Raw genomic sequence first — 19,820 nt, 5'->3', positions numbered from 1 at the left:
CCGCTCACTTGTTCCGGGCCTTCTCGACCACCCGCAGGACGCCGGCCGGAGTGGGCGTCAGCAGGATGTCGCGCAGCTTCAGCGTCACGCCCAGCCGCTCCTTCACCAGCCGGATCAACTGCACGGCGCCCAGCGAGGTACCGCCGCTCGCGAAGAAGTCGGTGTCGTCGTCGATCCGCTGGGCGGCGTCGCCCGAGCGGCTGCCCGTGCGCTCGATCGCCTCCGTGAAGAGGGCGCGGATGGCCGCCGTCACGTCGTCGTCGGCCGCCGCCGGTGCGGCTGCCGCGGCGGCGGGGGCGGACTGTCCCGCGGGAGCGGCCACCGCGGCGAGTGCCTTGCGGTCGACCTTTCCGTTGGGCGTCACCGGGATGCTGTCCACGAGCGCCCAGAGCGTGGGCACCATGTAGGAAGGCAGCGTGCCCGCGAGCCGGTCGCGCAGCTCGCCCGTGCCGAGTTCCGCGCCCGGGGCCGGGACGACGGCCGCGACCAGCCGCTTCTCCGCGCTGTTGTCACCGGTGACGACGACCACCGAGTCCTGCACCGTGGGGTGGGCCTTCAACGCGTCGCTGATCGCGCTGAGTTCGATGCGGTAGCCGCGGAGTTTGACCTGATCGTCGGAGCGTCCCAGGTAGGCCAGTCGGCCCCGGGTGTCGAGTCGTACGACATCGCCGGTGCGGTACAGCCGCTCCTGGACGTCGGGAGAGAAGTGCCCGAAACACCGGGCGGTCTCCGCCTCGTCCCCCACATAGCCGTCGGCCAGTCCCTCACCGCCCGTGTACAGTCCGCCGACCGCACCGGGCGGGACCTGCCGCCCGCGGTCGTCGAGTACGTACACACGCGTGCCCGGGACGGGCGTGCCGATCGGCAGCGGCCCGGAGATGTCCTCCGGCCGGCGCACCGTGTGGGTGGCGGTGAAGGTGGTGTTCTCGGTCGGTCCGTAGCCGTTGGTGATGACCAGCTCGGGGTGGCGGGCCAGGGCTCGCGCGGCGTGGTCGTGCGGGACGACGTCACCGCCCGTCAGCAGCTGCTTCAGCCCGCCGAGGGAGTCCGGGGCGAACTCCTCGACCAGGCGGAAGAGGCCCGCGGTCAGCCAGGCGACCGTCACCTCGCGCTCCAGCAGGAAGGCGCCCAGCTCGGTCGGGGAAGGAAGCGCCGACGCCGGGTACACCTCCAGCGTGGCGCCGGTCAGCAGCGCTCCCCACAGTTCGAGGGTGGAGGCGTCGAAGGCCAGCGGCGACAGCCGGAGCATGACCTCGCCGGGCCCGGTCCGTACGTAACCGGCCTCGTGGACCAGCCGGATGACGGCGCGGTGCGGAATGCTGACGCCCTTGGGTTCGCCGGTGGAGCCGGAGGTGAAGGCCACGTACGCCTGCCGAGCCGGGTCCGTCTTGGGCAGCTCCGCGGGCTCGTCGCCGGAGGGTGCCCAGGAGGTGTCCCAGGTCCTGACGAGAGCGACGCGCCGGAGCCCTTCGTGGCCGGCCGCCTCGGGCGCGACCAGTGCCGCGGCCGGTGCGGCCTTGGCCACGATCAGCTCGGTGTGCGCGGCGGGCAGGCTCAGGTCCACGCCGACGTACGCTGCGCCGGCCGTCAGGGTGCCCAGGACCGCCACCGCCTCGGCGACGGAACGCTCGACCCCGATGAGGACCGTGTCACCGGATCCGACGCCCGCCTCGCGCAGCAGCCGCGCCTGCTCGGCGACGGCCGATGCCATTTGCGAGTAGGTCAGTTCGACCGTTCCCTCGCGGACCGCCACCGCGTCGGGGAACCTTCGGGCCGTCTCCCTGAACAGGTCGTCCACGGACGTGGTGGGAAACTCCTCGCGGACCACGTTGATCGCCGCGAGCTGTGCCCGGCGCTCGTCGGAGAGGCAGCGCACGTCCTCCAACGCCAGTTCCTCTGCGGCCAGTTGCTCGGTCGCGGCTCGGAAGTCGGCGATGAATCCGTCGACCTCGGCCTGGTTCCACACCGAGGTCGCGTACTCGACGTGCCCGGCCAGCGAGGGCTCCGACCGGCCGACCAGAAGGGTCAGGTCGAACTGCGCTCCGCCGCCGTGGCCCTCCTCGACCCGGACGTCCAGCGTCCGCGTCGTCAGACGACTCGGCACGAGCTGGTCGTGCATGCCGAAGCACACCTGGACCAGTGGGTGGCAGCCGACACTCCGCTCCAGACCGAGACGGGCGACCAGCTCCTCGAAGGGCAGGTGCCCGGCGTCGATGCTCAGCGTCAGGGACCGCTGTACCGAGCGGAGGTAGTCCGCCGTCGTCGACTCGTCGTCCACGTCGATCCGGACGGGTACGAGGTTGCCCGCGACCCCGACGAGACGCTCCAGCTCGGCGGTCCCGCGCCCCAGCAGCGGCACACCGATGAGCAGGCTGCGGGCGCCGGTGGTCCGGCTCAGCGTCAGGCCGAAGGCCCCGAGCAGCAGGGCGAACGGGGTGATGCCGAGTTCCCGGGCGCGGGCGGCGACCTTGGCGCTCGCGGCACCGCCGAGGTCGAGCGGGACTCGGTCTCCCGCCGCGTCCTGGACGGGGGGCCGCTGACCGTCGGCGGGCAGATCGAGCACCGTGGGGACACCGGCCAGGTGACCGGACCAGAATTCGGCGTCGCGGTCCCACACACCGCCGGCCCGCTGCTCCTCCTGGCTGCGGATGAGCGCGCTCAGGGAGACGCCGGGGCCGAGGCCGGCGGGCGCGCCGCCGTTCAGCTCTTCGTAGTGGGCGAAGATCTCCTTGAGGGTCAGACCCACCGACCAGCCGTCCAGCACCATGTGATGCGCCGTCAGCACCACGGCCTGCCGCCCCGACGGTTGCGCGAAGTGCAGAAACCTTACGGCGGGTTCGGCCTTGAGGTCGAAGGGGCGGCGCGACTCCTCGCCGGTGATCCGCCGTACGTACTCCTCGAAGCCGTCCGGCGCGCCGTCGTGCGTGAAGCTGCTGAACTCGGGGGTGTGCTCGTCGAGAACCTCGCGTACGACACCGTTGTCACCCTCGGTGAAGACGGTGCGCAGCCCCTCGTTCCGTGCGACGGTCGCGCCGACCGCCGCGCGGAAGGTGCCGAGGTCCAGCTCTCCCTCGTCGACGAACGCGGTGAAGACCAGGTTGTACGGGGAGCCGCCGGTGATGCTCTCGATGAGCCACATACCGCGCTGCGTGTGCGAGAGACCGTTCAGATCCTGCTCCGCCGGGGCGCCGGTCCCGGCGGCCGGGGCCGCGGGTGCGGCTTCCGCCTGGCCGAGGGCGGTGGTCAGTGGCTCGCCCCCCAGCAGGGCCTTCAGCGGTAATTTCAGGCCGAGCCGTTCCTGGGCCATCGCGTCCAGACGCATGGCGCGGAGCGAGTCCCCGCCCAGCTCGATGAAGCTCTGCGTCGAGAAACTCGCGGTGTCCACATCCGTGCCCAGAACGGCGGAGGCAAGATCTTCAAGCGTCATTGGTCAATCTCCAAAGAGGACGGTGCGGTAGCCGTGACCCGGGGGACGCAGCCGGGTCAGTCCTGGCCGCCGGCCCGCGCGGCGCCGAGCAGGCGGTCGCGGGCGCTGCCGGTGGAACCGGACGCGGTGCCCCCGGCAGCGGCGGAGAGCAACTCGGCGTGCCCGCGCACCGTTCCCGCGCGGAAGAGGTCCATCGTCTTGATGACGCGGCCCGAAGCCTGCGTCATGCGCTCGACGAGGACGATCAGCAGCAGCGAGTCGCCACCCACATCGAAGAAGCTGACGTCGTCGGCAACATCATCGATCTTGAGGATTTCCTGCCACAGCGAGCGCACGAGTGCGATGCGTGCCTCGGGGGTGGAGAGGTCTGCTTCGGCGGCGGACGGTTCGGTCACGGTTTCCTCCAGGGAATGAGAAAGGGCAACAGCGCTGCGCCGCAGATCGGTTAGGAATTCCGAAACGGCGTCACGGGGGTACAGGGCCTTGATGAAGTCGGCGGAGAGCTCCAGCCGGTTACGGCCGGACTCCTCGTTCAGCCGGACGAACAGACCGAGGTCGTATTTCATGTGCAGTGAGGGCAGCGGCTGGAGCCGGCCCACCACACCCGGGGCGAGCGCCATGTCCTTGGGGACCTCGGCCATATTGACGAGCACTGCCGACAGGGGCGGCCAGATGACGTCACGCTCCGGCCGGAGCGCGGCGGTCACCGCGTCCAACGGCACATCACCGTCGATGAACGCTTCCATTGCCCCGAAGCGTGCGTTCCGCAGGAGTTCGCGCCATGTCGTGGTGTCGTCCAGCGTCACCCGGATCATGACGGTATTCATGAACATGCCGATTGCCTCGGCAATGGCGGGGTCGCCCCGCCCCGGCCAGCCGAAGGCGAAGAGGAAGTCCCGCTGGCTGCCGGTCCTTGCGAGTGTCCCGGCCAGCAGTGCGACCCCGGCCATGAAAGGCGTGCAGCCTTCTTCTCCGGCGGCCGCCAGGAGGGCCTCGGTGAGATCCTCGTCGAATTGTGTGGAGAGGGTGTCTCCCGCAAGGGAGGTGTCGTCGGTGTCCCGCCGGAACGGCACCTCGACCTCGATCGGTGCGCCGCCGAGGCGTTCGACGACGTCCGGCAGCCGCTCGTCCAGGGCGTCCGCCCCGAGCATGGTGATCACATCACTGGGGTGCGGCGGCGAGCTGAGCCGGGGTTCGGAACCCGCCGCCAACGCCCGGTACACCTCGGCGATCTCGGCGATGATCAGGCTGCGCGACCAGCCGTCGCAGACGATGTGATGCACGGTGAGGACGAGCAGCGTGGTCTCGGTGTCGACCCGGATCACCTCCGCCCGGACCGGCGGCTCGCTCCCGAGATCGAAGGGCGCGTAGCACAGCACGTCGACCAGCCGGGTCAGCTCCTGCTCCGACCAGCCCTCGGCCGCCGCGTCGATGAATCCGGCTTCGGCCGGCTCGCCATCGGTGCGGTACTCGATCCGCCGGTGCTGGATGTCCAGCCGGAATCGGGAGCGCAGCGCCGGATGCCGGTCGAGCACCCGTTGAATGGACGAGACGAATAACCGGTGATCGAGGGGACCCTTGAATTCCACGACGGCCGGGATGAGGCTCGTGGGGCGGAGTTGTTCGACCTGGTCGAGTACCCACAGCCCCTTCTGGGCCGGATTTGCTTCGTACCACACCGTGCCGGACGGGTTGTGTGCAGACACTGCGGAACCTTTCGAAGCACCCGGCTCGGTCATGTGCGGCGGCGCGCCGTGATGGGCACGTGCTTGTAACCGGACGCGAAGTTCGAGATCAGCCGTTCCGGCTTGCCGGCGGGCCGGAAATCCTCATAGCGGCCGAGCAGTTCCTCGAAGAGGATGCCGATGGTGACCCTCGCGACGCTGTGCCCCACGCAGTAGTGCGGCCCGATTCCGAAAGCCAGATGCTTGTTGGGCTTTCGGCGGATGTCGAAGGTGTGGCTGTTCTCGAAGACCTCTTCGTCGCGGTTGGCCGCGCCGAGCCATGCCACGACCGCCTCCCCGGCGGCAATCCTCGTGCCCCGCACCTCGGTGTCCCGAGTGGCATAGCGCAGCACGTGGTTGACCGGCGAGGCCCAGCGCAGCGCCTCTTCGTAGGCGGTGCCGTTGACCTCGGGATGCGCCGCCCAGTCCGCCAGCACATCGGTCCCGGTGAATTCGGCCATCACAAAGGTGGGAGCGTGCGGCGTGGTGACGTTGGCGCCGAGCAGCAGGCTGTAGCAGTTCGCCACGATCTCGCTGGCGGACATGAGCCGGCCCTCGAAGCGTGTGGAGATCAGCACGCTGAGCAGATCGTCGCCGAGGTTGTCACGGCGGTGGCGCATGAGGTCCTGGAAGTAGCCGAAGAGCTCCCGGTGGGCCGACTGGAGCGTGGCCTCCTTGCCGCCCTCGTCCTGGAATTCGGGGTCGTCGGCGGCGATGCACACGGTGGTGAGCCGGCTGAGCCAGGCCCAGTCCACCTCCGGCAGCCCCATCATCGTGCCGGTGACCGACATGGGCAGCCCCAGCATGGCGGTGCCGAAGTCGTATACCCCGCCGTCACCTAATGGTTCGAGCAGGTCGAGCACTTTGGGCCGGATCATCTCCCGTTGCCGGTCCACGGCCTTGACGGCCAGGGCCTTCTTCAACCGCGCCTGCCGCTCGGTGTGCCGCGGCGGGTCCGTGACGGCGAGCTGCTGGCCGCCGGCCGGATCGTCGGTTCCGAGGAGGTCGAGCAGTGTGCCCCGCTCGGAGGTGAAGGTGGCGGTGTCGCGCAGGACCAGATCCGTGTCGGCGAACTTCACAACCGACCAGAAACCGCGTGTTTCATCCACCTGGTGCCAGCTGAGGCCGTCCATCTCGCGCATCTGACGCCAGATTTCGTGCGCGTTGCCATCGCTGTACAAGTTCGGGTCGATGAGATCAGCTGATCCCGCATCAACGGGACATCCGGACATCCGAGTTTGTTGAATAGAGATGACCGAATCCTTTCATTGATGCATCACGAAAACAGTTGACGCGAGCAGTCGAATCGAATCGCGGCTGTCAAGTACTCCGAGTTCCCATGGAACTCGCCCGCAAGGCGTCGCGTCAATGAACAGCAAATGAAATGGACTAACTCCTGCGGGCTCTCGCATCCTCCGTGACGCAAACCCACCCGCCCAAGTTCGAAGCGATCCAAACACGCCTTATGAACGAGTGTCAACAGCGAATTTCCATGCCTCCATTCCATCGGTATGTCGCATTTCAACCGCTCTGTATGCAACGATCAGTCACGATTCGGCCAGTTCGCGGCGAGCGCTGATCCCCCGGGTTCGAGGCTTTCAAACACCGCCACCGAAGTAATAATGAACTTCATTTATTGCATCGGAATTCAGTCAATTACTCGGCATGATTCGGTCACCTCGTGACGCCACACTTGCGCCGGCCGACCGGCCCTCGGCCCGGGTCGCCGAGGAGGTCACGTCATGGCTTGGGAGCGCTCTGAGGTGCCGTCGGCAGGTCGCAGGCGCTTCTCGCCACCCGGGTACTTTTCGGCCACGGGGTAGCGCACGGCGAGCCCCATGGTGTTCAACCTTCAATTGCCCATTGTCCGAGCAGAGGCCGTGTGTATGATCTTGCATTCGAACGCGGCCCCCACAGCGCCCTGGCCTCCCTCGGCGCCCGCTCCGGACTCCTCCTGCGTGGGGCGCGTTTCCAGCGCCATGCGATCCCCATTCCTCTCCGTAACGAGACAGTCAGGGAGTCATGACCATGCGTTATCGCACACTCGGCGGCACAGGCATCGAAGTGAGCGCCTACTGCCTGGGCACCATGAACTTCGGCCTCGCGGGAAACCCGGACCACGACGACTGCACCCGGATCATCCACACCGCCCTCGACCAGGGAATCAACTTCGTCGACACGGCGGACATGTACTCGGCCGGCGAGTCCGAGACGATCGTGGGCAAGGCGCTCAAGGGCCGGCGCGACGACGTCGTACTCGCCAGCAAGCTGCACTTCCAGATGGGCGAGGGCCGCAATCGCAGCGGCAACTCGCGGCGCTGGATCGTCCAGGCGGTCGAGGAGAGCCTCGCACGGCTGAACACCGACCGGATCGACCTCTACCAGGTGCACCGCCCGGACTACACGACCGATATAGAGGAGACCCTCGGCGCCCTCACCGACCTGGTACAGCAGGGAAAGATACGGGCCTTCGGCTGCTCGGCCTTCCCCGTGGAGGACATCGTCGAGTCGCACCATGTGTCCGAGCGCCGGGGCCTGCAGCGCTTCCGTACCGAACAGCCCCCGTACTCCATGCTCGCGCGGGGCATCGAGCGCGCCGTCCTCCCCGCCTGTCAGCGCTACCGGATGGGCGTGCTGACCTGGAGTCCGCTGGCCTTCGGCTTCCTGTCCGGCCAGTACCGCCTGGGACAGGACATCGACCTCACGAAGGGCCGCCCGGCAGCCGTTCCGTCCCGCTTCGATCCCTCAATTCCTGCCAACCAGGCCAAACTTGAGGCCGTCGAGCAGTTCATCGACCTGGCGTCCGACCTCGGCTGCACCCTGCCCGAGCTCGCCCTGGCCTTCGTCACGACGCACCCCGCCGTCACCTCGGCGATCATCGGCCCGCGGACCATGAAGCAGCTGGAGGACGCGGTGAAGGGCGCCTCGGTCACCCTCGACGAGGCGGCGCTCGACCGTATCGACGAGATCGTCCCGCCAGGGACCAACCTGTACGACCCCATCGCCTCCTGGCCGCCGCCGGCGGTGGCCGATTCCGCACTCCGGCGTCGCCCACTCGCGGATCGGTCTGCTGGATAAGCAATAAACTTGACACACTCTTGGCATCTTGGCGCCCGTTCGATGAATAGGGAGCCATCTTCCGTGCATTATCAATAGCCCGCACGGAAGGAACATGCCGGCCACCCATTGACACCCAGGCGCGTACCGGGCAAGGATTTCTTCGAGGTCCTTGCCGGCGTCCTCGACTCCGGTACAAGCCTCTTCTGCGACCCCGACGGCCCGTTCCTCTTCGCCGTCATCCTCCGGGGGTCCCCATTCGTCATCGCCTGGTGGCTGCTTCATATTCCTGGCCGTTCCCGCCGCGACGGGTCCCAAGGCGACGGAGCTACTTTGAGGAGACTCCCGTGAGCAAGGTTCACGAGACATCGGAGCAAAGCACCGCGCCCGGCGACGGGATGGCCAGGATGGAGACGTACGAGCGCCCGGTCACCCGCGCCTCGCTCCGTCCCCAGCGCGTGTCCGAGCACAGCCCCGACGGCCCCGGTCGCGAGAGCAACGACCCGATCTGGCAAGGTCTTTGATCGCCCATCAGTGAGTGGCTCGTCCGTCGACCGGGCATCCATGGCACGGGCGTGGCAGATCCCACGCAAGGCCACAGGGCCGCTTCACCTCCCCCTTCGCGTCACCATCGAGGAGATATTGCAGTGGCTGTCCAGGATGAACTCTTGGAGACCGCCGAAGTCGCCGTGGTCGACCCGTTCTCGCTGTACCGGATCGCCGTGGGCCACACACCGGACGGCACGGCCGTGGGCGACGCGGCACGAGCGGGGACGATCCGCCTCATCACGCCGGCCGTGGCATTCGCCGTCGCCTGCAGCATGCGTACGTGCTGGGACGAGGAGTGCGCACGCGATCACCGGGACGGCACGGGCGTACCGGTCCGAAAGTTCCAGGAGAGCGGGGGAGTTGAGATCGTCGACCTCACTCCCGCGGAGACGGTTTCCGCCGGGCAGCTGTACGCCGGATACCTCGACCGCCGCGTGACGGGCGCCGAGGTCCTGGCCGCCTGCCACTCCGCGCTGGTCGCCAAGAGGTGGGGTGCACCGCTCATTTCGGCGACGAGGGCGTCCTACTGCTACTCCGCCCTCGACAACTTGGATACGAGTATTCGTATCGGCCTGATCTGACGTCAGTACAGCTCCCGTCACACCGAACGAGGAATAGCAGAGTGACATACTTAATCGCTCAGCCCTGCGCCGACGTCAAGGACAAGGCCTGCGTCGAGGAGTGCCCGGTCGACTGCATCTACGAGGGCGAGCGCTCCCTCTACATTCATCCGGACGAGTGCGTCGACTGCGGCGCCTGCGAACCGGTCTGCCCGGTCGAGGCGATCTTCTACGAGGACGACGCGCCGGAGGAATGGCAGGACTATCGCCAGGCGAATGTCGAATTCTTCGACGAGCTCGGCTCTCCCGGCGGCGCCTCGAAACTGGGCATGATCGAGCGGGACCATCCCCTCATCGCCGCGCTTCCTCTGCAAACGCGCGTCTGACAAGGAGACGGACCATGCCCGATCCTTCCCGTTGGTTCAAACGCCTCGGTCCGTCCGGCCACGAGCGGGCCCGTACACCGCAAGTGGTCTGCTTCCCCCATTCCGGAGGTTCCGCGAGCGTCTACCGGCCGCTGGGATCCGAGCTCGCCGGCGACATGCAGGCCGTCGCCGTGCAGTACCCGGGGCGCCAGGATCGGCACGACGAACCCGTCATCACGGATCTCCACGAACTGGCCGACCGCATCGCCGATGCCTTCCGGCAGGCCGCCGCCGACGTGCCGACCGTCTTCTTCGGGCACAGCATGGGCGCGATCCTCGCCTACGAGGTGGCCCTGCGGCTCGGTGACGAGGGCCCTCTCTCCCTGGTCGCATCGGGCCGTCCGGCGCCCTCGCGGGTGCGACTGACGACCTCGTACCTGCTCGACGACACGGCACTTGCGAAGCAGGTGTCCTGGCTCGGCGGTACGGCCACCGAGCTGCTGGAGCACCCGGAGATGCGCGCGCTGCTGCTGCCGTTGATCCGCGGCGACTACCAAGCCAGCGAGACCTACCGCCCCCGAGGTGACGAGCCGCTGAACTGCCCCGTGCTCGCGCTGGGCGGTGACGCCGACCCGGTGGCGTCACTCGACGACATCGGGGCCTGGTCGGGTCACACCACCGGCCCGTTTCGCCTGGAGACCCTCAGCGGTGGCCACTTCTACCTCCAGGACAACTGGCCGGCGGTCGCGGACCTCATCCGCTCCGCAGCCCTCGTTCCGGAACGCTGAGCGCGCTTTCTCACCTCGCCGGGTGCCGCCGCGCCGGGCCGCCGCACCGGTCGCCGCCGTGGCGGCACCGGCCGACGGATCCCGGCCGTCCGGGGAGCTGAGGCAGCTCCCCGGAGCGGTCATCGCGAAGCCGGGCGGGTGCTAACGCCAACGCCCCCGCTTCGCCTCCATGGCGGCCTTGCCCTGCACCTTCTTACGCTTCCAGTCCTTGCGCAGCTCGGCCTGCACCCGCACATCGGTCTTGGCGACGATCCACTGGTTCTCCCGCATGAGCTTGCGGTAGCTCTCCAGCCGCCGCTCGGCCAGCTCCCCGGAGTCGATCGCGGCAAGCACCGCGCACCCCGGCTCGCTTTCGTGCGCGCAGTCGTGGAAGCGGCAGCGCCCTGCCAGCTCCTCGATCTCCGAGAACACCTGCCCGACGCCGCTTTCGGCATCGTAGAGGCCGACGCCACGGAGCCCGGGGGTGTCGATCAGGACGCCCCCGCCCGGCAGAACGAGCAGGTTGCGCGTGGTCGTCGTGTGGCGGCCCTTGCCGTCCACGTCGCGGATGGCCTGGACGTCCATGACGTCCTGCCCGGCCAGCGCGTTCGCGAGTGTCGACTTGCCCGCTCCGGACTGCCCGAGCAGCACCGATGTCCCCCCGGAGGCGATTGCGGCAAGGACGTCGAGTCCGTCCCCGGTCTGCGCACTGACCGGCAGCGCCGGCACCCCGGGCGCCGCGGTCTCCACGTCCTCCAGGAGATGCGACAGCGTCACCGCGTCCGGTACGAGATCCGCCTTGGTCAGCACGACGAGCGGCCGCACCCCCGACTCCCGGGAGTCGGTCGTACCGTGCAGCAGCGCCTCACCGTCCGAGCAGGACATGGCGAGCGCCAGGAACCGCTCGATCCGCGCGAGGTCGAGTTCGGCCGCGAGCGACACGCAGATGATGACGTGATCGATGTTCGTGGCCAGCACCTGGCCCTTGGAATGCTTGGACGACGCCGACCGCACGAACGCGGTGCGCCGCGGCAGCAGCGTCCGTACGTACCGCCGGTCGCTGTCCTCGGGATCGACCGCGACCCAGTCCCCCGTGCACACGGCCAGCATCGGATCCCGGGGAGCGACGTACTCGGTGTCGGCACGCACCGCGCCGCACGGCGTGACGACGTCGCAGAGTCCGCGGTCGACGCGTAGGACACGGCCGGGCAGCAGGCCCTGCTCGGCGTAGGGGGCGAACTCGGCTTCCCAGCTCTCGTCCCAGCCATAGGAGGCGAGAGGGTGCGGCGAGGGGGAGGAAGACGAGGGAGAAGAGAGAATCAAGAGAAACCCTTCACAAGGGCGGCTCCGGCGGCGCGCTCACAGGCGCGCAAGGAATGCAGTGGTCAGCCGGACACCGCGGAGGTGGAGCGAACGAACGTCTGGTTGCGGGCAACGCCCTGCACAGAGACCGCCATCGGTCACACCTCCCGTTCTCATACGACTGCCCGCGGCAGCCGACAGCCACCGCAGCAAACACCCTCACACTAACGACAGCCGAGGGCGGATGCCAACCGATTTACGAGGTGACTGCCGATCATGAAAGCAGCACCCGCCACGAGTTGGCGATCCATGCCCGGCCCGGCCTGGAAACCCCGGCACGTGACTACGTGTCGCCGGCGCCGCGCTTTTGGAGTTCGTCCTCCACGGCGCGGAGCTTCTCGCGCCAATCGCGGGCGGCCTTGGGGTTGCGGCCCGCGCGCCGCGCCACGGCGTCCTGGGCGCGCCGTGCCGCAAAGGATCTGCGCTCGCGCAGCTGCTCGACGGTGAGCCCACCGAGATCCGCCGTCCAGTTGTCGTAGAGCTTCCAGCGCGTCATGGCTCCAGAGTGCCGCCGAACACGATCCGTCCGCCCGGCATTTTCCGGCCGGGCGCCGCGAGGCACCGGGCTCGGGCTCCGGTGCCGCCCTGGATGACACGCCGCCACCTGGAGCACGGTACCCCGTTCCGGGCAGTATGTCGGATATTCCTGACACATGATCCCCACACGCGCCCGACGGTTGTGTTCTGTCGCCGCTCTCGCTCTGGCCGCCGTTCTCGGCCCGGTCACCGCCGCTCCGGCCGCCACGACTCCCGTCGAGATGCCCGATCCGCCTTCCGCGGATGTCGCCCGCTCCGAGCTCGCGGACCTGACCGTCGAGCCACCGCACTCCATGGACGGCTACTCGCGGGCGAAGTTCCCGCACTGGATCCAGCAGGGCAACTCCTGCGACACCCGGGAGACCGTGCTGAAGCGGGACGGTCAGAACGTCACGCGGGACGCCCAGTGCCGGGCCGTTTCCGGTACCTGGCTCAGCCATTACGACAACCGCACACTGACAGCGGCGTCGCAGGTGGACATCGACCACATGGTGCCGCTGGCCAACGCGTGGCGGTCGGGGGCGGACGGCTGGACGACGGCCCGGCGCACGGAGTTCGCCAACGATCTGCAGCACGCGCAGCTCATCGCCGTGTCCGCCGGCTCCAACAGGAGCAAGGGCGATCAGTCGCCCGACCAGTGGAGTCCGCCGAACCACGACTACTGGTGCACCTACGCACGGGCCTGGACGGACGTCAAGCACCTCTACGACCTGTCGGTGACGCGGCCGGAGGCGGACAAGCTCGTCACGATGCTCGACACCTGCGCCTGATGCCCGAAGCACCCAGGCGATGTGTCGGCACGGCGACGGCCGGCCCGGGCGGAGCGATGACCGACGAGGTCGGCGTCATCACGGGCGACCTCACCCTCTCCACCGTCCTCGGGCCCGACGGCCTGGCGACGGTGCACATCCAGTACACCGGCGCCGAGGAGTGGTACACGCTCACCGGCAGCCCGGCTCCCGTGGAGCCGGGCGGGCTGGAAACGCTGCACGCCGCCGCTCTGCACGCCGTACGCCAGGGGAGCGAGGCCGTCGTTCCCGCACCCGGTCGACGGTGAAAGAGGGGCGGCGGTCAGGAGATTTCAACCTGTCCAGTGCCGGCCGTACAGGTCCTTTGCCTCACTGAAGTTGTCGATGACGTTTTGCTCCACGGCCTTTTCCGGTGGGCTGAACGATTCACCGCCACGGGACCACATGAGGTGGACCAGCGCATAGGTCGACAGGAAAAGGTAGTGCGGGTGCGTGTACGTCCTGAGGGTCGCCGTACTGCTGTAGAAGGGTGAAAACGCTTCGCCGTGCGTGCGCTCGTTCCTCGCGGTGTAGAGAAGGCCGCTCATGAGAATGCGCAGGCGCGCCTTCTCCGGAAGCGTCACCTCGGTTCCGTCGATGCTCAGGGTTTCACCGGCCAGCGCACGGCGGAGCAGCATGGCGCCTTTTCGATTGGTGTCCAGGTCGGCGGCGGGAAGGTACTTCCCTTCGACGAGCACGAGAAAGTCCCTGATTCTCTCGCCGGTCGCGTCATTGCGGTCGTTGCCCGGTGTCAGCCTTCCTCTGATCTTGTTCCAGTTCTCGCCCGACACCTGCGTGACGATCTTCTTGAAGAGGTACTCGCAGGTCTGGCCGGGGAGCTCGCCGAGGAGGCTGTCCAGGACCGCTCCGTCCAGCGCGACATGCTCACTCAGGTACTTCAGGGCCTCGGTGATGTTGCGCGGCTTTCCCGAGAGCTTCCTGGCCGTCCTGGTGGCCGTCGATTCGAATACTTTCCAGGTCGAGTCGAAAGCGATGTCGGGACGGTTGGGCAGCGCGTCGTAGGCTTCCAGCAGGTAGGAGATCTGGGTGTTGTACCAGGTGTCGTCGGAGTAGCTGAGACTCACCGGCCTGAAGAGCCGGGCTCCCGTTCCGTCCAGACGCTCCCGGAATTGTTCCTCGATGGGCAGCCGCCGGCGTTCCGCCAATACTCCGGCGCGGCTCCACTCCTCGATGATGCGAATTCTCTCGTATCGGTGGTGCGACCTGTCCCGCAGCATGCGTGGCCCATTCCCCCCGTTTCGACCCCCGGATCCCGGCCCCCCGGCCAATGGATCCCCTGGCCGGGATTCTAATGCCGACGGCCGCGAGCGTGTCAGCGCTTTGAAAGAAAAGCGGAAGATCCGCGGCCGGGGTCCGCCGGTCACGGCCGATCGGGGGCGGCGGCAAAGGCGGGTTGATGCGGCGTCAGGCATTCTCCGCCAGCCATCGCCGTCCCGTGTCGAGGTGCCGCATGAACAGCGGTGAGTCGCGCAGCAGTTCGGCGAGGGTCTCCAGGACCGTGACGAGGCGGTCGGACGGGAGGGAGCGGGCGGTGAGAAAGGACGTGGCGAAGGAGAGGAAGTCGGTGAACAGCTGGGTGTCGTCGACGAACACGGCAGCGGCGAGGGAGTCCAGCAGATGGCTCAGGTTGGCGGTGGTGGCGTCGTACTCCTGGTCGGTGGGGTCGCGGAGCACGGGGTGGCGCGCGTGCAGCCGGGCGACGACGCGGTGCAAGAGCTCGGAGCGGCGGCGGACGAACTGGGCGTACGCCTCGGCGCACTCGGGCGCGATCGAGGGCCGGCCGGTCAGCGGCGGGGGCCACCGGCGGCGGAGCAGCCCGTCGGCCTCGGGGGCGTCGGCGGCGTAGAGGTCCGCTCCCAGGGTGCGGGCCCAGGCGCCGTCGGGACCGAAACCGGCACCGCCCGCGAGGACGGGGACGCCGACCGGCCGACATGCCTGGATCAGGCGGTACGCGAGCGGGAGGCGCATCGGGAGGGTGCACGACAGGGCCACCAGATCGGGTCCGGTCTGGTGGAGTTCGGAGACCAGCCGGGCCTCGGGGACGTGACCGCCGAGGAACCGGACGTCATGGCCGCGCAGCCGGAGGACTTCGGACAGGATCCGGGCGGGCAGGACGTGCCATTCGCCGTCGCTGCAGGCGACCAGTACACCGCCCGCCGTTCCATGGGCGCGAGGGCTGTCGGGCTCGGCGGCGGTGACGGCGCTCACCGCCGCGATCGCCTGTTCGCTGACGTGGGTGGCGGCGTGCTCCTGGGCCACGGTCCATTCGCCGGAGGCCCAGCGGGCGCCGACCGCCACCTGCGCGGGCCCCACCAGGTCGAGCAGCACGTCCTCGGCGCGCACACCTTCTTCCACCAGGCGCACGGCCAGACCGGCCGCGGCGGCCTCGTCGCCGCGCATCACGTGGCGGTCGAAGGCGGCTCGGTCGTCATCGGTGATCGCGGGGCTCACGGGACGTCCTGTGCCGGGTGGGGCCGTGGCGGGGCCTGGAGGGCCAGTACGGCGATGTCGTCGTGGGGGCGGCCGCCCAGCCACTGGGCGGTGAGGAGCTCGACCCGCTCGGCGACCGCGCCGGCCGGCATGCCCTGGCACTCGGCCAGGGCACGGGCCAGCCGTTCGTCGCCGTACAGCGCGTGGCCGCTCGGTCCGCCGCGGGCCTCGGTGACGCCGTCGCTGTAGAGCAGCATCAGCTCCCCCGGGGCGAGCCGGGAGGTGGTCAGGTCGAAGGACGGGTCGGGCAGGATGCCGACCACGGTGCCGTCGATCGCGACCTCTTCGACGAGGCCGTCGCGGCGCAGGATCAGCGGGGGAAGGTGCCCGCCGCCCGCGGTCACCACCGTCAGGCCGTGGTCCGGGGCGGGGCGGGCGGTGCCCGTGACGAGTGTCGTGAAGCGGCTGTCGTCGCCGAGGAGTACGTCGTTGAGCAGGTGGAGGTCCCGTACGGGGGCGGTGTCGGTCAGTGCGAGAGTGCGCAGGCTCTGCTGGACCAGGCCGGCGAGCACCGCGGCCTCCGCACCCTTGCCGCACACGTCGCCGAAGAAGAACGAGACTCCTCCGTCGGGGCGCGGCGCCACGTCGTAGAAGTCGCCGCTGATGCGGAGGGCCTGGGCGGCGGGTCGGTAGGCGGCACCCAGGCCGACGCCGTCGACTGCGGGCAGCGGACGGGGCTCCAGGTTCGCCCGGAGGACGGCGGTGGTCTGCGCCTGCTGGGAGTAGAGGGCGGCGGTGGAGAGCGCGAGTCCGGCTCGGGCGGCGTACTGCCGCGCCAGCTCGATGTCGGGACCGGCGAAGCCCTGCCGCTCCGGGAGGCGGATCAGGAGCAGCGCCCCGGCCGAGACGCCGCTCCCGGAGAGGGGCAGCACGAGTGCCTGGCCACCGCGGGTCAGGTGGGGCGGCAGGACATCGGTGAGGTCGCGCAGCTCGTCCGCGGGGAAGGGGCCCGCCCCGGGGCTCAGACCGGACAGGGCATCGTCGATCGGCGGCACACGGTCCAGGACCTCCGTCGGCAGCTGTCCGGAAGCCTCGGCCCCGCCCGGCCCGGCTCGGTGCCATGAGCTGCGGCGGCCGTGTACGGGCAGCACGACGACCGCCGCGTCCACGGGGAGGGGCAGCACGCTCCGGGCCAGGGTGCGGACCGTCCGGCCGTGGTGCAGCGAGCCGCCCAGCTGCGCTCCCGCGCGCTCCAGGAAGGCCGAGTGCTCGCGCTCGGCCTTCAGAGTGACCTGGTATTCGCGCAGGGTGGCGGCGCGGTCGTACGGGGCGTCCGCGTCGCTCCCCGGGGTGTCCGCATCGTCGCGTGCGGCGTCCGCGTCGTTCGGCGGGCTCCCGCCCGGGGGGCCCTCGCGCTCCCCCGGGACCCCGAGGTCGCTCACCAGCCACACCGCGCGGCCCTCGCATGTCTCCCGGCGCCCCACGAGCCTGCGGCCCTCGAAGGAGGCGTCGAAGTCCGCGTCGCCCCGTGCGAAGGCCGTCGCCATCGGCCCGGCAGCCGGTCCCAGCACCTCGCCCACCCGCAGGCGCGGGAAGAGCCGGGCCGCGGGACGGTTGAAACCGCTGACCGCCCCGGACGCCTCGCACCACACCAGGGCCTGGTCCAGCAGGTCCAGCAGACGCGCGGGCACGGAGCCGGGCGTGTACCGCGGCCCGGGGCCCGCCGGTAGCGCCGCACCGCCCGAGACCGAGGTCTCCTCACGGCCTCCGGGCGTCATCGGTGGCGGCTCGGCGCGTCGTCGGGCCCCGGTCGACGGGCGCCGCACGGGCACCGAAGAGGTGAGCGCCTGGCAGAGAGTCCCATGTACCGACCGCCGCTTCTCCCGCCCCGCTGCTGACCGTCGCTTCTCCGGCCCCCGGTGGTCGCCGCTTCTCCCGGCCCGGCGCCGGCCGCCTCCGCCTCGGACCCGGCACGGACGCTGCCGCCGGGTCTCCTGGATCCCGTCTCGATTCCACGCTACGCCCGCCCGTCCGAACGCGATATCGGCAGGCGGGCGGGGGCCCGGGCGGTGCGCCACGTGGTGCCCGGGGGCGTCCTGCCGTGCGGGTGCCGTCGGAGTTGTCCACAGGGTCGGCGCGGGCCGCCGCAAAGCTCGTAGGCTTCGGGAATGGCTCTGGCGGACGTGGAAGTGGTCGAGGACATGGATATGGAAGGCGCGGCGGGGACGAACGAGGCGGTGCAGGTGCTGCGCCGGGTCTTCGGCTATGACGCGTTCCGCGGCAGTCAGCAGGAGATCATCGAGCACGTCATAGGGGGCGGCGACGCGGTCGTCCTCATGCCGACCGGCGGCGGCAAGTCGCTCTGCTATCAGATTCCCTCACTGGTGCGGAGCGGCGTGGGAGTGGTCGTGTCGCCGCTCATCGCGTTGATGCAGGACCAGGTCGACGCCCTGCGGGCGCTCGGCGTGCGGGCGGGCTTCCTGAACTCCACACAGGACATGGACGAGCGGCGCCTGGTGGAGGCCGAGTTCCTCTCCGGGGAGCTCGACCTGCTGTATCTCGCTCCGGAGCGCCTGCGCGTGGAGCAGACGCTCCAGCTGCTGGACCGGGGCGAGGTCTCGCTCTTCGCGATCGACGAGGCGCACTGCGTCGCCCAGTGGGGGCACGACTTCCGGCCGGACTACCTGGCCCTGTCGATGCTGCACGAGCGCTGGCCCGAGGTGCCCCGGATCGCGCTGACCGCCACCGCCACCGATGCGACGCACGACGAGATCACCTCCCGGCTGCGCATGCAGGACGCCCGGCACTTCGTGGCGAGCTTCGACCGGCCCAACATCCAGTACCGCATCGCGCCGAAGAACGAGCCGAAGCGCCAGCTGCTGGACCTGCTGCGCACGGAGCATCCCGGGGAGGCCGGCATCGTCTACTGCCTGTCCCGCGCATCCGTGGAGAAGACCGCGCAGTTCCTCGTGCAGAACGGCATCGACGCCCTGCCGTACCACGCCGGGCTGGACGCCCGGACGCGCGCCGAGCACCAGTCCCGGTTCCTGCGCGAGGACGGCATGGTCGTCGTCGCCACGATCGCGTTCGGCATGGGCATCGACAAGCCGGACGTCCGGTTCGTGGCGCACCTGGATCTGCCGAAGTCGGTGGAGGGCTACTACCAGGAGACCGGCCGCGCCGGTCGGGACGGCCGGCCCTCGACCGCCTGGCTGGCGTACGGGCTGCAGGATGTCGTGCAGCAGCGGAAGATGATCGACGGCTCCGAGGGGGACGACGCCCATCGGCGGCGGCTCTCGGCGCACCTCGACGCGATGCTGGCCCTCTGCGAGACGGTGCAGTGCCGGCGGGTGCGGCTGCTGGAGTACTTCGGCCAGAAGAGCACGCCGTGCGGCAACTGCGACACCTGCCTCGCGCCGCCGCAGACCTGGGACGGCACCGTGCCGGCGCAGAAGCTGCTCTCGACGGTCGTGCGGCTGCAGCGCGAACGCGGACAGAAGTTCGGCGCGGGTCAGATCATCGATATCCTGATGGGCCGCAAGACCGCCAAGGTCATTCAGTTCGACCACGACGGGCTGAGCGTCTTCGGGATCGGGGAAGACCTCCGGGAAGCCGAATGGCGGGGCGTGGTGCGGCAGTTGCTCGCGCAGGGACTGCTCGCCGTCGAGGGCGACTACGGCACCCTGGTGCTCACCGAGGCCAGCGGCGAGGTGCTGCGCGGCGGGCGCGAGGTCCCGATGCGACGCGAGCCGGAGAAGGCCGCGCGGGCGGCGAAGGCCAAGGCGAAGCGTGCGGCGCCGGTGGACCTCCCGGAGGAGGCCCTGCCCGTCTTCGAGGCTCTGCGCGCCTGGCGGGGCCGTACGGCCAAGGAGCAGGGTGTGCCCGCGTATGTGATCTTCCATGACGCGACGCTGCGGGAGATCGCCACCGCCGGGCCCTCATCGACTGCCGAACTGGGCACGGTCAACGGTGTCGGCGAGAACAAGCTCGCGAAGTACGGGCAGCAGATCCTCGACGTACTGGCGGGCCGCGAGGCGGAGCCTGCGGCGGACGCCGCCGACGCGCCCGCCCCTGCGCGCGCTCCTTCGACGGGGGTGGGCAGCCGGAAGCCAAGCGGACGTCCCGCACGCGGCGGTGCGGCCGGCGCACCGATCCTGGAGGAGCCGCCCGAGGACGACCAGTACGAACCAGGGCCGGAGGACGAAGCCATCGATTGGTGAGCAGCGAGCGCTG

The 19,820-nt window shown here is 69.6% G+C and carries 16 protein-coding genes; 8 read left to right on the top strand and 8 right to left on the bottom strand.

The window, feature by feature from the left end; translation table 11 throughout:
• Positions 1 to 4: 4 nt before the first annotated feature.
• The 3 genes from QOM21_RS21035 to QOM21_RS21025 are packed head-to-tail and all read right to left on the bottom strand — an operon-like array spanning position 5 to position 6,293.
• Complete coding sequence (locus QOM21_RS21035) at positions 5 to 3,427, bottom strand: amino acid adenylation domain-containing protein (RefSeq protein ID WP_407552216.1); 3,423 nt, start codon at positions 3,425 to 3,427, stop codon at positions 5 to 7.
• A gap of 56 nt (positions 3,428 to 3,483) precedes the next feature.
• Positions 3,484 to 5,133 carry a condensation domain-containing protein gene (locus QOM21_RS21030; RefSeq protein WP_407552214.1) on the bottom strand — a complete coding sequence of 550 codons (1,650 nt, stop codon included), beginning with the start codon at positions 5,131 to 5,133 and terminating at the stop codon, positions 3,484 to 3,486.
• A 29-nt stretch (positions 5,134 to 5,162) separates the two neighbouring features.
• Positions 5,163 to 6,293 carry a cytochrome P450 gene (locus tag QOM21_RS21025; protein WP_407552212.1) on the bottom strand — a complete coding sequence of 377 codons (1,131 nt, stop codon included), beginning with the start codon at positions 6,291 to 6,293 and terminating at the stop codon, positions 5,163 to 5,165.
• 886 nt (positions 6,294 to 7,179) lie between these two features.
• Between QOM21_RS21025 and QOM21_RS21020 the strand changes: the two genes are divergently transcribed.
• From QOM21_RS21020 to QOM21_RS21000, 5 genes are all read left to right on the top strand, one after another.
• Positions 7,180 to 8,229, top strand: coding sequence for an aldo/keto reductase (locus QOM21_RS21020; RefSeq protein WP_407552211.1), 1,050 nt, complete (start codon positions 7,180 to 7,182; stop codon positions 8,227 to 8,229).
• A gap of 326 nt (positions 8,230 to 8,555) precedes the next feature.
• Positions 8,556 to 8,732: a hypothetical protein gene (locus tag QOM21_RS21015; RefSeq protein WP_407552209.1), complete on the top strand. Its 177-nt coding sequence runs from the start codon at positions 8,556 to 8,558 to the stop codon at positions 8,730 to 8,732.
• A gap of 123 nt (positions 8,733 to 8,855) precedes the next feature.
• Positions 8,856 to 9,338 (top strand): hypothetical protein, encoded by a 483-nt coding sequence (locus QOM21_RS21010; RefSeq protein WP_407552207.1) that lies wholly within the window; start codon positions 8,856 to 8,858, stop codon positions 9,336 to 9,338.
• A 41-nt stretch (positions 9,339 to 9,379) separates the two neighbouring features.
• On the top strand, positions 9,380 to 9,703 hold the full coding sequence (gene fdxA, locus QOM21_RS21005) for a ferredoxin (RefSeq protein ID WP_407552205.1): 324 nt from the start codon (positions 9,380 to 9,382) through the stop codon (positions 9,701 to 9,703).
• 14 nt (positions 9,704 to 9,717) lie between these two features.
• Positions 9,718 to 10,470, top strand: a complete 753-nt coding sequence (locus tag QOM21_RS21000) for a thioesterase II family protein (RefSeq protein WP_407552204.1) — start codon at positions 9,718 to 9,720, stop codon at positions 10,468 to 10,470.
• Between the two features lie 141 nt (positions 10,471 to 10,611).
• On the opposite strand, the gene rsgA is transcribed toward QOM21_RS21000, so the two are convergent.
• Positions 10,612 to 11,772, bottom strand: a complete 1,161-nt coding sequence (gene rsgA, locus QOM21_RS20995) for a ribosome small subunit-dependent GTPase A (RefSeq protein WP_407552202.1) — start codon at positions 11,770 to 11,772, stop codon at positions 10,612 to 10,614.
• Between the two features lie 322 nt (positions 11,773 to 12,094).
• Positions 12,095 to 12,307: a hypothetical protein gene (locus tag QOM21_RS20990; protein WP_407552200.1), complete on the bottom strand. Its 213-nt coding sequence runs from the start codon at positions 12,305 to 12,307 to the stop codon at positions 12,095 to 12,097.
• 157 nt (positions 12,308 to 12,464) lie between these two features.
• Here QOM21_RS20990 and QOM21_RS20985 point away from each other — a divergent pair, with 157 nt between their 5' ends.
• Complete coding sequence (locus QOM21_RS20985; RefSeq protein WP_407552199.1) at positions 12,465 to 13,118, top strand: HNH endonuclease family protein; 654 nt, start codon at positions 12,465 to 12,467, stop codon at positions 13,116 to 13,118.
• Entirely contained in the window at positions 13,118 to 13,405 is a 288-nt protein-coding gene (locus QOM21_RS20980; protein ID WP_407552197.1) for a hypothetical protein, read from the top strand. The genes QOM21_RS20985 and QOM21_RS20980 overlap by 1 nt, the downstream gene beginning before the upstream one ends.
• Before the next feature lie 24 nt (positions 13,406 to 13,429).
• Here QOM21_RS20980 and QOM21_RS20975 read toward each other — a convergent pair whose 3' ends face one another.
• The 3 genes from QOM21_RS20975 to QOM21_RS20965 all read right to left on the bottom strand — a co-directional run bounded on the left by QOM21_RS20975 (position 13,430) and on the right by QOM21_RS20965 (position 17,278).
• On the bottom strand, positions 13,430 to 14,374 hold the full coding sequence (locus tag QOM21_RS20975) for a hypothetical protein (protein WP_407552195.1): 945 nt from the start codon (positions 14,372 to 14,374) through the stop codon (positions 13,430 to 13,432).
• 187 nt (positions 14,375 to 14,561) lie between these two features.
• Positions 14,562 to 15,608: a B12-binding domain-containing protein gene (locus QOM21_RS20970; RefSeq protein ID WP_407552193.1), complete on the bottom strand. Its 1,047-nt coding sequence runs from the start codon at positions 15,606 to 15,608 to the stop codon at positions 14,562 to 14,564.
• Complete coding sequence (locus QOM21_RS20965; RefSeq protein ID WP_407552191.1) at positions 15,605 to 17,278, bottom strand: PP2C family protein-serine/threonine phosphatase; 1,674 nt, start codon at positions 17,276 to 17,278, stop codon at positions 15,605 to 15,607. The genes QOM21_RS20970 and QOM21_RS20965 overlap by 4 nt, the downstream gene beginning before the upstream one ends.
• Positions 17,279 to 17,755: 477 nt before the next feature.
• Between QOM21_RS20965 and recQ the strand changes: the two genes are divergently transcribed.
• Complete coding sequence (gene recQ / locus QOM21_RS20960) at positions 17,756 to 19,807, top strand: DNA helicase RecQ (protein WP_407552189.1); 2,052 nt, start codon at positions 17,756 to 17,758, stop codon at positions 19,805 to 19,807.
• The last annotated feature ends 13 nt before the right edge of the window (positions 19,808 to 19,820 follow it).

The sequence above is a fragment of the Streptomyces sp. Pv4-95 genome, from assembly GCF_045782725.1.
In the GTDB taxonomy this organism is placed as follows: domain Bacteria; phylum Actinomycetota; class Actinomycetes; order Streptomycetales; family Streptomycetaceae; genus Streptomyces.
Note: the sequence above shows the minus strand (reverse complement) of the source record. Positions and strands in the feature narration are given on the sequence as shown.